The 11214-nt window shown below is 73.7% G+C and carries 11 protein-coding genes; 8 read left to right on the plus strand and 3 right to left on the minus strand.

The annotated features are described in order from the left end of the window. On the plus strand, positions 1 to 1159 hold a 1159-nt coding region (locus tag L7D48_RS19230), incomplete at its 5' end, for an NAD(P)/FAD-dependent oxidoreductase (RefSeq protein ID WP_237880706.1). A gap of 154 nt (positions 1160 to 1313) precedes the next feature. Here L7D48_RS19230 and L7D48_RS29580 read toward each other — a convergent pair. Beyond that, a complete protein-coding gene (locus L7D48_RS29580) occupies positions 1314 to 1937 on the minus strand; it encodes a Clp protease N-terminal domain-containing protein (RefSeq protein WP_374492855.1) in 624 nt (207 codons plus the stop codon). Between the two features lie 7 nt (positions 1938 to 1944). After that, positions 1945 to 2169: a hypothetical protein gene (locus L7D48_RS19245; RefSeq protein WP_237880708.1), complete on the minus strand. Its 225-nt coding sequence runs from the start codon at positions 2167 to 2169 to the stop codon at positions 1945 to 1947. A 70-nt stretch (positions 2170 to 2239) separates the two neighbouring features. On the opposite strand from L7D48_RS19245, the gene L7D48_RS19250 reads away from it, so the two are divergent. Then, a complete protein-coding gene (locus L7D48_RS19250) occupies positions 2240 to 2443 on the plus strand; it encodes a type II toxin-antitoxin system VapB family antitoxin (RefSeq protein WP_101257003.1) in 204 nt (67 codons plus the stop codon). A gap of 168 nt (positions 2444 to 2611) precedes the next feature. On the opposite strand, the gene L7D48_RS19255 is transcribed toward L7D48_RS19250, so the two are convergent. Further along, complete coding sequence (locus L7D48_RS19255) at positions 2612 to 4327, minus strand: BCCT family transporter (protein ID WP_237880709.1); 1716 nt, start codon at positions 4325 to 4327, stop codon at positions 2612 to 2614. A 150-nt stretch (positions 4328 to 4477) separates the two neighbouring features. Between L7D48_RS19255 and L7D48_RS19260 the strand changes: the two genes are divergently transcribed. The 6 genes from L7D48_RS19260 to L7D48_RS19285 all read left to right on the plus strand — a co-directional run bounded on the left by L7D48_RS19260 (position 4478) and on the right by L7D48_RS19285 (position 11106). Next, positions 4478 to 5626 carry a glycerate kinase gene (locus tag L7D48_RS19260; protein ID WP_237880711.1) on the plus strand — a complete coding sequence of 383 codons (1149 nt, stop codon included), beginning with the start codon at positions 4478 to 4480 and terminating at the stop codon, positions 5624 to 5626. Positions 5627 to 6110: 484 nt separating this feature from the next. Then, positions 6111 to 6959, plus strand: coding sequence for an ABC transporter ATP-binding protein (locus L7D48_RS19265; RefSeq protein ID WP_237880713.1), 849 nt, complete (start codon positions 6111 to 6113; stop codon positions 6957 to 6959). A 62-nt stretch (positions 6960 to 7021) separates the two neighbouring features. Beyond that, positions 7022 to 7786 (plus strand): ABC transporter ATP-binding protein, encoded by a 765-nt coding sequence (locus L7D48_RS19270; protein WP_237880719.1) that lies wholly within the window; start codon positions 7022 to 7024, stop codon positions 7784 to 7786. After that, a complete protein-coding gene (locus tag L7D48_RS19275; protein WP_237880715.1) occupies positions 7783 to 8673 on the plus strand; it encodes a branched-chain amino acid ABC transporter permease in 891 nt (296 codons plus the stop codon). Before L7D48_RS19270 ends, L7D48_RS19275 begins: the two co-directional genes overlap by 4 nt. Next, positions 8666 to 9826, plus strand: coding sequence for a branched-chain amino acid ABC transporter permease (locus L7D48_RS19280; RefSeq protein ID WP_374492863.1), 1161 nt, complete (start codon positions 8666 to 8668; stop codon positions 9824 to 9826). Before L7D48_RS19275 ends, L7D48_RS19280 begins: the two co-directional genes overlap by 8 nt. Continuing rightward, the gene (locus tag L7D48_RS19285; RefSeq protein ID WP_237880717.1) at positions 9823 to 11106 is read left to right on the plus strand and encodes an ABC transporter substrate-binding protein; all 1284 of its coding nucleotides are present in this window, start codon (positions 9823 to 9825) and stop codon (positions 11104 to 11106) included. Before L7D48_RS19280 ends, L7D48_RS19285 begins: the two co-directional genes overlap by 4 nt. Positions 11107 to 11214 lie beyond the last annotated feature (108 nt).

Raw genomic sequence — 11214 nt, forward strand, 5'->3', positions numbered from 1 at the left:
GCCCCTGGCCCACCCCTTCCCCGACGGCACGGCCGGGGTGCTGGCCCGCTCGCCGGCCGAGACGGCCGCCTCCTTCGGGCCGCGCGACGCGGGGACGTACCGCCGGCTGGTGGCGCCGTTCCTGGGCCGCTGGATGAGCCTGGTCGGGGACTTCTTCAAGGTGCCGTGGGACGGGCTGCCCCGCGACCCGGTCACCCTGGCCCGCTTCGGGCTGCTGGGGCTGCAGCCGGTGGACTGGCTGGTGCGCCGCTTCCGTGACGACAGGGCCCGCGCGCTGATGTTCGGACTGGCCGCCCACGCCATCGGGCCGACCACCTCGCCCGCCACCGGCGGCATCGCCCTGGTCTTCGCGCTGGCCGCGCACGAGGTCGGCTGGCCGATGCCGCGCGGCGGCTCGCAGTCCCTGTCCGACGCGCTCGCCGCCTACCTGCGCGACCTGGGCGGACAGGTCCACACCGGGGTGGAGGTGCGGCGGCTGGACGAGCTGCCGCCCGCCCGCGCCTACGTCTTCGACACCTCGCCCACCGCGCTGGCCCGGATCGCCGGGCTGGGCGACGCCTACCGGCACTTCCGCTACGGCGCCGGCGTCTTCAAGATCGACTACGCGCTGGACGGCCCGGTCCCGTGGACCTCCGAGGCCGCCCGCCGCGCCGGGACCGTCCACATCGGCCCCTCCAGCGGTGAGATCGCCGCCGCGCTGCGCGCCGCCTCCACCGAGGGCGTCCAGCCCGACCCGCCGTTCCTGATCACCGCCCAGCCCAGCCTGGTGGACCCGGGCCGGGCGCCGGAGGGCAAGCACGTGTTCTGGGCGTACGGGCATGTGCCGCGCGGCTGGAGCGGGGACGCCACCGAGGCGATCGAGCGGCAGATCGAGCGCTTCGCGCCCGGCTTCCGCGACCGGGTGCTGGCCCGCGCCACCGCGGGCCCGCCGGAACTGGCGACCCGCAACGCCAACTACGTCGGCGGCGACATCGCCTGCGGCGCCTTCACCGGACTCCAGACGCTGCTGCGGCCCAGGCTCGCCCGCGTCCCGTACGCCACCGCCCACCCGGCCGTCTACCTGTGCTCCTCGGCCACCTGGCCGGGCCCGGGCGTGCACGGCATGTCCGGCCACAACGCGGCCAAGGCGGTCTGGCGCCGCCTGCGGGCGCGCGCCTAGCGCGCGTCCCGGCGGGCGGGGAGCGCGCCGCCCCGAACCCGGGCCCGGCACGGGGGTGAACGGGGAGCGGATCCCCCGAGGGCGCGGGCCGGGACCTCTCGCCGGCCCGCACCCCCGAGCGCCCGCCCGGCGGCGGATCCGGTCCGCCAGGGCTCTACGCCGCGCGCCGCAGGTCGGCGACGACCTGGTCCCGTACGGCCTCCGGTTCCAGGCTCAGCTGTGCGAACAGGTCGCCGGTGAGCCGGTCGTCGGAACGCAGCAGGGCCAGTACCAGGTGCTCGCAGCCGATGTGGCGGTCCTTCAGCGCGAGCGACTCGCGCAGCGACAGCTCCAGCGCCTTCCTGGCGCGCGGCGTGAACGGGATGTGGCCCCGGTCCCGCCGGTCGCGGTCCGCGCCGCGCCGCCGGAACGGCAGGATTCCCCGCAGCTTCCTCCGCCCGTCCGGCGGCTTCGGGGACCGGTCCAGTGCGCCGGGCCCGAAGGCGTCCTCCGCCCGGCGCCGCACCTCCTCCAGGTCGATGCCCAGCGCCCGCAGCGCCTCCGCGTCCTCTTCGTCGACCCCGTCACCGCCCCGTCCGGCCGTCCGGGCCGCAGCCGCTCGCGCCGACTCCGCATCGGCGCCCAGCCGCACCAGCGTCGCCGCGCCCGGTTCGTCCGGCCGCCTCAGCACGGCGATCAGCAGGTGCTCGGTGCCGATCCAGCCGTGTCCGAGCGCGCGGGCCTCCTCCTGCGCTCTCACCACCGTGTCGCGGGCCTGGCGGGTGAACCTCTCGAACATCTTCCGTCTACCTCCTCGAGTGCTTCTTGTGCACGGCCTGCCTGCTCACGCCGAGGGCTGTGCCGATCTCCTCCCAGGACCAGCCCTGCCTGCGTGCGCTGTCCACCTGCAGTGCCTCCAGGCGCTCCACCAGCCGCCGCAGCGCGGCCACCGCCCGCAGCCCCACCCGGGGATCGCGGTCCAGGGCGGCCCGTGCGGCGTCGACCGCTTCTCCTGCTTCCGATCCGGCCATGTCTGTCAACCTAAGATGACATGGAGGGGATGTCAACCCCGGTTGACGGCGAAAGGAGTAAGGTGCCGCCATGGCGAAGACGGAGATCTCACTCGACACCGAACTGGTCGTCGAGGTCATGGTGTTGAGCGGGATCGGCAATCCCCGCGACGCGATCGAGGCGGTCGTGCGCGACTACGTCGCGCGCGGCCACCGTACGGAGACGCGCACGGGCGAGGAGGCGGAAGCCCGGCTGCGGGAGATCGACACAACGCCCAGGATCCAGGAAGGCTGACTCCGGCGCAGGCGGGGAGAGGGCCGCGAGGCGGCCGGAAGCGTTCGCGGCGTTCACGGCGTACGTGTCCCCGGCCGGTACCGGCCGGGGACACGTACGCCGGGCCTGCTCCGGCGGGGTCAGCCCCGCCGGAGCAGGCCCGGAGGCGTCAGGAAGCGCCCGGAGGCGTCAGGAACCCTGGGAGTCCTCCCCGTCCCGTGCGGACGCCTTGCCGCCCTCGGCCGCCCGCCGCAACCGAGGATGGCGACGGGCGCTCTGCTGCTCGCTGACGGCCTCGCCGACCATCGCCCGGATGGCCTCGCGCGCCCCGCGCAGCGGATGGTGGCGGGGCGGCCCGGCGCCCGGGTCCTCGCGCAGCTCCTTCACCAGCGACCAGCACAGCGCCAGCATCACCACGACGAAGGGCAGCGCCACCAGGATCGTCCCCGTCTTCAGCCCCTCCAGGCCGCCGGCGACCAGCAGCACGGCGGCCACCGCCGCCATCAGCACACCCCAGGTGACGACCAGCCACTCGCGCGGGTGCAGCGCGCCGCCGGAGGTCAGCGAACCCATCACCAGGGAGGCGGAGTCGGCGCTGGTGACGAAGTAGGTCATCACCAGGATCATCGCGATCACCGAAGTGACCGTGCCCAGCGGCAGGGCGTCCAGCAGACCGAACAGCGAGGCCTCCACGCCGTCCTCCAGCCTTCCGGCCATGTCGGCCTCGCCGGTGGCGTCCAGCCGCATGGCGCTGCCGCCCATCACGCAGAACCAGACGACCGTGGCACCGCTGGGCACCAGCAGGACGCCGGTCAGGAACTCGCGGATGGTGCGGCCGCGGGAGATGCGGGCGATGAAGGTGCCCACGAACGGCGCCCACGACAGCCACCAGGCCCAGTAGAAGATCGTCCAGGTGCCCAGCCACTCCTTGCTGCCGAACGCGCCGGTCCGGGAGGAGAGCACGACCAGGTCCTGGAGGTAGGCGCCGACTCCGGCCGGGATCGCGTCGAGGATGAACACGGTCGGACCCAGCAGGAAGACGAAGAGCATCAGCAGGGCCGCGAGTACCACGTTCATGCTGCTGAGCCACTTGATGCCCCGGTGCAGCCCGGAGAACGCCGAGATGACGAACGCGGCCGACAGCACCAGGATGATGAGCAGCTGCAGCTCCCGGCTGTCGTCCCAGCCGACCGTCAGGTTCAGGCCCTTGGCCACCTGCAGGGCCCCCAGGCCCAGACTGGTGGCGGTGCCGAAGACCGTGGCGAAGACGGCCAGCAGGTCGATGATCCGGCCGGGCCAGCCGTTCGCGCGGCGCTCGCCCAGCAGCGGGACGAAGACCGAACTGATGCGGTTGCCGCGGCCCTTGCGGAAGGTGACGTAGGCCAGCGCGAGACCGGCCACGCCGTAGATCGCCCAGGGGTGCAGCGTCCAGTGGAAGAAGGAGTACTCCAGCGCGACGCGCTCGGCGGCGCCGGTGCCGCCCTGGACGTCACCGAAGGGCGGCGGGTCGACGTAGTACGTCAGAGGCTCGCCGACGCCGTAGAACATCAGGCCGATGCCCATGCCGGCGCTGAACATCATCGCGATCCACGCCAGGTTGGAGAACTCCGGCTCGTCGGAGTCCTTGCCGAGCCTGATCCGGCCGAAGCGGCTTACCGCGATCACCAGGCACAGCACCAGGAAGAGGTCGGCTGCCAGGGTGAACAGCCAGCCGAAGTTGCCCAGTACCCAGTTCAGCGCGGTGGTGGAGGCGGAGGAGAAACCGTCCGTGCCGATGGCTGCCCAGGCCACCACGGCCAGCACGGCCACCACCCCGATGGCGATCACCTTGGTGTCCGGGGGCGGGTCCTTCCGGGCCGTCTCCGGGGCGGGTTCCTGGGGCGGATTGCTTACATCGGTGCTCATATCACCCAACTATGAAATGGTTCTTCCGGTTCGTCGGACGGGCGCGCCGAGCGGCCGCGAGCCGTCCGATGGCGCATCGTGGTCCCGCATGCCCGCCACCGGTAGGGTCTAGACGGCGCGACAGCCTGTTCGAGACACAAGAGAGACCGCGTGGAAACGACACACACCGAGACAGGCCGCGTGCTGATCGCCGCGGACAAGTTCAAGGGGTCGCTCACCGCCGCCCAGGTGGCCGAGCACACCGCGGCCGGGATCCGCCGGGCCCGCCCCGGCATCGAGGTCGATGCGCTGCCCGTCGCGGACGGCGGCGACGGCACCGTCGACGCGGCGGTCGCCGCCGGGTTCGCGCTGCGTCAGACGGCGGTCACCGGGCCGCTGGGCAAGGCGGTCACCGCCTCCTACGCGCTGCGCGGCGACACCGCCGTGGTGGAGATGGCCCAGGCGTCCGGCCTCCAGAAGATGCCCGAGGGCGTCCTCGCCCCGCTGTCGGCCACCACCTACGGCACCGGCGAGATGCTGCTGGCGGCACTGGAGGCCGGAGCGCGCACGATCGTCCTGGGTGTGGGCGGCTCCGCCACCACCGACGGCGGCGCGGGCATGCTCACCGCGCTCGGCGCCCGCTTCCTCGACGCCGGCGGCAGGCCGCTGCAGCCCGGCGGCGGACCGCTGCGCCACCTGGCGACGGCCGACCTGTCGGGTCTGGACCCGAGGCTGAGGGACATCGAGGTCGTCCTGGCGAGCGATGTCGACAACCCGCTCACCGGTCCGCACGGAGCCGCGGCCGTCTACGCCCCCCAGAAGGGGGCGCGGGAGGCGGACGTGGAGCTTCTGGACGCCGCGCTCGCCCACTACGCCCGCGTGCTGGAGGGCGTCCTCGGCCCGCGCGCCGCGCACCTGGCACAGCGGCCCGGCGCGGGCGCGGCCGGCGGTGTCGGTTACGCCGCCCTGGCCGCGCTCGACGCCTCCTTCCGGCCCGGCATCGAGGTGCTGCTGGAGGTGCTGGGCTTCGCCGAGGCCCTGGAGCGCGCCGATCTGGTGATCACCGGCGAGGGCTCGCTGGACGCCCAGACCCTGCGCGGCAAGGCCCCCGCCGGGGTGGCCGCCGCCGCCCGGCGGGCGGGCCGGCCCGTGGTCGCGGTGTGCGGGCGCCTGGCCATCGGCGAGGAGGAGATGCGGGCCGCCGGGATCGAGGCGGCGTACGCCCTGACCGACCTCGAACCGGACCCGGCCGTCTGCATGGCGCAGGCCGGGCCGCTGCTGGAACGGGCGGCCGGAAGGCTGGCGGCCGACCGCCTGTGACCCGCCCTCGGGGCGTGTCGTGAAAGTCCCGTCCGCGGGGCGGCGCCACGCACGCCCTCCCCGGCCTCCGGCCGGGGGTGCCCCACGCCGCGTTGGCGGGCCCCGGGGCGGCACGCTGCGCTCCCGGCCCTCCGCCTTGTAGTCGCCCGCGCCTGACGCCGCCCCGCGCGCCCTGCGGGCGCACGACGCCGCATCCACAACACGCCGAAGGCCCGGACCGCACCGCGAGGTCCGGGCCTTCGGCCTGTCCGGCGCGGCCCTTCTCCCGCGCTCCCCCGCGCCCTCTCCCGTGACGCCCCGCCGTCCGCCCGGGAGCGGAGGGCGCAGGTCCGCTGTGCCCGTGCACAGCCGGGCCCGGGCACCTCTGGTCACCGGCAGCGATTCGCCCACCGGCCGTGGACGGCCCTTCACGGCCGGTGCTGGGGTGAGCGCCGTGATCCCGGTGGAGCCCACCGGGGGACAGGACGGAAGAAGAGGAGGGCCGATGACGGCCGCTTCGCTGGAGGTCCGGGAGGTGTCCGTGGGCTACGGCCCGGTACGGGCGCTGAACTCGGTCTCCGTTGATGTACCCGAGGGCGCGGTGGTCGCCGTCCTCGGCGGCAACGGCGCCGGCAAGACCACCCTGCTGCGCGCCGTCTCGCGCACCCTGCGCTTCCACGGCGGGACGATCGCCTCCGGCACGGTCTCCTTCGCCGGACGGCGGCTGAACGGCCTGACCCCCGCTCAGGTGGTGGCCGCCGGAGTGGTGCAGGTGCCCGAGGGGCGGCAGGTGTTCGCCCGGATGACCGTGGCCGACAACCTCCGCGCCGGCGCGCTGGGCGCGGCCGGGGGCCGCCGGGCGGCCGCCGAGGCGCAGGCGCGGGTCCACGAACTGTTCCCGGTGCTGGCCGAGCGGGCGCACCAGCGGGCCGGGCTGCTCTCCGGCGGCGAGCAGCAGATGCTCGCCATGGGACGGGCTCTGATGGCCCGCCCCAAGCTGCTGCTCCTGGACGAACCCTCCCTCGGTCTGGCTCCCCTGATGGCCGACCGGATCGCCGAGACCGTGCGGGAGATCAACGCCCAGGGCACCTCGGTGCTGCTGGTCGAGCAGAACGCGGCGATCGCGCTGCGACTGGCCTCCTCGGCGGTGGTCCTGGAGGTGGGGGAGGTGGTCCTGGCCGGGGAAGCGGACGAACTGGCCGCCTCCGACGAGGTGCGCCGCCGCTACCTGGGCGTCACCGACGAGGCAGGGCACCCCGGCGCCCCGGAGGGCGCCGGCGCCGAGGACCTGCCCGGGAGCGTGTCCGGAGGAGCCCCGCGCCCGGCCGCGACCCTGCGCAGGTGGTCGGCGTGAGGAACTCCGGCACCCGGGAACCGGCACAGGCACCGGCACCCGCCGGGGAGGACGTCCCCGCGCTGCGGGTGGAAGGCCTCACCGTCCGCTTCGCCGGGCTCACCGCGCTGGACGCCGTCTCCTTCACCGTCGAGCCGGGCAGCGTCCACGCCGTCATCGGCCCCAACGGCGCGGGCAAGTCCACCACCTTCAACGTCCTGTCCGGCGTCTACCGCGCGACCGCGGGCAGCGTCCGCTTCGGCGACGAGGAGCTGACCGGGCTGGCGCCGCACGCGATCGCCTCCCTCGGCGTGGCCCGCACCTTCCAGAACATCGCGCTCTCCCCGTACGCCACGGTCGCCGACACGCTGATGCTCGGCCGCCACCGGCTGACCCGCACCGGCTACCTGGCCGCCGGACTCCGGCTGCCGCGGGCCGCGCGCGAGGCGGCCCGGCACCGCGAACGGGTGCGGGAGATAGCCGAGTTCACCGGTCTGGAGCCCTATCTGGACCAGCCCGCCGGCTCATTGCCCTACGGGCTGCAGAAACTCGTCGAACTCGGCCGCGCGCTGTGCATGGAACCCCGGCTGCTGCTCCTGGACGAGCCCGTGGCCGGCATGACCGCCGACGAACGCCGCCGCACCGCCTCCCTGATCGCGGGCGTGCGCGAGGGGCTCGGCATCTCGATCGTCCTGGTGGAGCACGACATGGGAATGGTGATGCGGCTCGCCGACGCGGTGACCGTACTCGACTTCGGCCGCAGGATCGCCGACGGCACACCCGACGAGGTCCAGCGCGACCCCGCGGTCGTCCGCGCCTATCTGGGACAGGAGGCGGCGAGCGCATGACGACCTTCGTCGAACTACTGCTGAGCGGGCTGTCCATCGGCTCGGTCTACGCGCTGATCGCACTCGGCTTCGTGATCATCTTCAAGGCGACCGAGGTGGTGAACTTCGCCCACGCCTCACTGCTGCTGGCCGGCGGCTACCTGACCGCCGTCCTCCGGGACGACATCGGGTTCTGGGCGGCCCTGCTGGTGGGTGTCGCGGGGGCGGCGGCGGTGGGCGCGCTGGTGGAGTTCCTGGTGATCCGCCGCTACCGCGGACACGACCACAGCGTGCTGGCCATCGTCACCATCGGCGTCGACATCGTGCTGGTCACCGAGCTGACCCGGCAGATCGGCGCCCGTGTCCTGCCCATGGGCGACCCGTGGGGCGGCCGGGTGCTCACCTTCGGATCGGTCAGCATCCCGCAGACCCGGGTGGCCGCCTTCGTCACCGCGGCCCTCATCATCGGCGCCTTCCTGCTGGCCTTCCGCTTCACCTCCTGGGGCGTGGCGATGCGGGCGGTGGCCGAACACCCCGAGACCGCGGCGCTGATGGGCATCCGGCTGGGCCGGGTCTCCTCCTCGGCCTGGGCGGTGGCGGGAGCGCTGGCCACGGTCGCCGCCCTGTTCCTGACCGTCTTCCCCACCCCCGGCCTGGAGCGCGGCACCTCCCTGGTGGCGCTCAAGGCCTTCCCCGCCGCGATCCTGGGCGGACTGGACTCCACAACCGGGGCCCTGGTCGGCGGACTGGTCATCGGCGTCACCCAGTCCATGGCCGCCGGCTACCAGAGCGACCTGGCCTTCCTGGGCCGGGGCATCGGCGACCTCGCCCCCTATCTGGTGATGCTCCTGGTCCTGCTGGTGCGCCCGGCGGGCCTGTTCGGAACGAGGGAGCTGTCCCGTGTCTGAGTCCACCACCGCAGCGACCACCGGACCCGCCGGGGCGGCCGGGGAATCCGGGGCGTCCGGGTCCGCCACCGGGCGCGGCCGCCGGGCCCGCGCCCGCCTCCGGCCGCCGCGCCGCGCCAATGCGTACACGGTGGCCGCGGCGGGCCTGCTGCTGCTCGCCCTGCCCTTCTACCTCGACCGCTTCTGGCTCCAGGCCGGGCTGCTGGCCATGGCCGCCGCCATCGGCGCGATCGGGCTGAACCTGCTGACCGGCGCCACCGGCCAGCTCTCCCTGGGCCACTCCTTCTTCCTCGCCGTCGGCGCGTACGGCTACTGCGTACTGGCCGGCGACCGCGACGGGGAGCTGGCCGGCCTGGGCCTGCCCGGCTGGCTGGCGGTGACCGGCGCGGTGGCCATGGCCGGTGCGGCGGGCGGGCTGTTCAGCCCGATCGCCGGGCGGCTGCGGGGCGCCTACCTGGGCATCGCCACCCTGGCACTGGTCTTCATCGGCCAGCACGTGCTGCTCAACGCACACGACCTGACCGGCGGTTACAACGGCCGCCCGGTCCCGCCGCTGTCGCTGCTGGGCATCACCTTCGACGACACCGAGACCGTGGTCGCCGCCGTGCCGTTCCAGTCGATGGAGAAGCTCTGGTACGCCGGGCTGGCCCTGCTGGCGGTGTGCGCCTTCTTCGCGCACGGCGTGCTGCGCGACCGCCCCGGCCGGGCGCTGAACGCCATCCGCGACCACCGGATCGCGGCCGGGGTGATGGGCGTGCCGGTGGCCCGCCAGCGGGCGGGGGTGTTCGTCCTGTCCTCGATGTACGCGGGCCTGGCCGGGGTGCTGCTGGCACTGGTCTTCCAGCAGACCGTGCCCGAGTACTTCGGCATCGTCCTGGCCCTGGAGTACCTGGCCATGATCGTCATCGGCGGTCTCGGCTCGGTCTCCGGAGCCGTCACGGGGGCCGTGTTCGTCACCCTGCTGCCCCAGATCCTCACCCGCTACAGCGAGGCACTGCCCCTGGTCTCCGCCCCCGGCACGGGCGGGGTCGCACCGGGCGAGATGTCCCGCTACCTGTACGGCGCCGCGATCGTGGCGATCGTGCTGTTCCTGCCGGGCGGCCTGGTGCGGCTCGCCGCCCGCCGCGGTCACACCCAGAAAGACGAGGCATGAAGACTGTGAAGACGCAGAAGAAGCACACGGCGCGCACCGCCGCGGTGGTCGCCGCGACCGCCCTCGCCCTCATCGCCACCGGATGCAGCTCCAAGGCGGGCGGTGGCGACTCCGGCGGCACCGGCGCCGACGGCGTGCGGACCGACAAGGGCGTGACGGACGACACCATCCGCATCGGCGCCCTCACCGACATGACCGGTGTCTACGCCTCCCTGGGCAAGAGCGTCACCCAGGCCCAGCAGCTCTACATCGACAAGATCAACGCCGACGGCGGGATCTGCGGGCGGAAACTGGAGCTGACCGTCCGCGACCACGGCTACGACGCGGGCAAGGCCATCCCGGCCTACACCGAGCTGCAGCCCAAGGTGGTGGGCTTCGTGCAGTTCCTCGGCTCGCCGTTCGTCAGCGCGGTCAAGGAGCGCATCGACGGTCAGCACAAGGTGCTGGTGCTGCCGCAGGCCTGGTCCGCCGACCTGCTGGGCAGCGAGTACATCCGGGTCATCGGCGCCACCTACGACGTGGAGACGGTCAACGCGATCGAGTTCCTGCTGGAGGAGGGGAGGATCGCCGAGGGCGACAAGCTCGGCCACGTCTACTTCGAGGGCGACTACGGCGAGAACGCCCTCAAGGGCGCGCAGTACGCGGCCGAGAAGGCCGGGCTGACCCTGGTGGAGCAGAAGATCAAGCCGACCGACGAGGACATGTCCGCCCAGGTGGCGGCGTTCAAGAAGGCCGGTGTGAAGGCCATCGTGATCAGCGCCGGGCCGCGCCAGGCGGCCTCCCTGGTCGGAGTGTCGGCGGCCGGCGGCCTGAACGTGCCGATCATCGGCAACAACTCGGCGTTCGCGCCGCAGCTGCTGAAGACCCAGGCCGGTCCGGTCCTGCAGAAGGACTACTACGTGGCCGCCTCGACCCTGCCCATCGGGTCGGAGGAGCCGGAGCCGGCCAGGCTGGCCCGGGAGTACGCCAAGGCCTACCCCGACGACATCCTCGACAACGGTGTGGCCGCGGGCTGGAGCGCCGCCTCCGTCTTCGGCGCGGCGCTGAAGCAGGCGTGCGACGACAAGGACCTCACCCGGGAGGGTGTGGTCAGGGCGCTGACGTCCATGGAGGACCACGACGGGGGCTTCGGCATCCGGCACGACTTCACCGACCCGAAGCTGCCCTCGACGCGGGAGACCTTCATCCTCAAGCCGGACGGGAAGACCAAGGGCGGGCTGAAGGTGCTCCGCGAGGCGGAGGCGTCCAAGAACGCGCAGGCGTTCTCCTTCGAGGAGTGACCGTCGGGGAGTGACCGCGCGCCGGCCGGACGGTGCGGGGCTCGGGTGCCGGACTCGTCCGGGCCCGGGCCCCGCGGCGTTCACCGCAGGGCCCGCCCGCGAGCCCCC

Source organism: Streptomyces sp. ICN903 (genome assembly GCF_022015835.1).
In the GTDB taxonomy this organism is placed as follows: domain Bacteria; phylum Actinomycetota; class Actinomycetes; order Streptomycetales; family Streptomycetaceae; genus Streptomyces; species Streptomyces fenghuangensis.

Bases quoted from the DNA above. Each gene is read 5' to 3' on its own strand.
- L7D48_RS29580 (WP_374492855.1), bottom strand. From the start codon at position 1,937: ATGTTCGAGAGGTTCACCCGCCAGGCCCGCGACACGGTGGTGAGAGCG.
- L7D48_RS19245 (WP_237880708.1), bottom strand. From the start codon at position 2,169: ATGGCCGGATCGGAAGCAGGAGAAGCGGTCGACGCCGCACGGGCCGCC.
- L7D48_RS19250 (WP_101257003.1), top strand. From the start codon at position 2,240: ATGGCGAAGACGGAGATCTCACTCGACACCGAACTGGTCGTCGAGGTC.
- L7D48_RS19255 (WP_237880709.1), bottom strand. From the start codon at position 4,327: ATGAGCACCGATGTAAGCAATCCGCCCCAGGAACCCGCCCCGGAGACG.
- L7D48_RS19265 (WP_237880713.1), top strand. From the start codon at position 6,111: ATGACGGCCGCTTCGCTGGAGGTCCGGGAGGTGTCCGTGGGCTACGGC.
- L7D48_RS19275 (WP_237880715.1), top strand. From the start codon at position 7,783: ATGACGACCTTCGTCGAACTACTGCTGAGCGGGCTGTCCATCGGCTCG.
- L7D48_RS19285 (WP_237880717.1), top strand. From the start codon at position 9,823: ATGAAGACTGTGAAGACGCAGAAGAAGCACACGGCGCGCACCGCCGCG.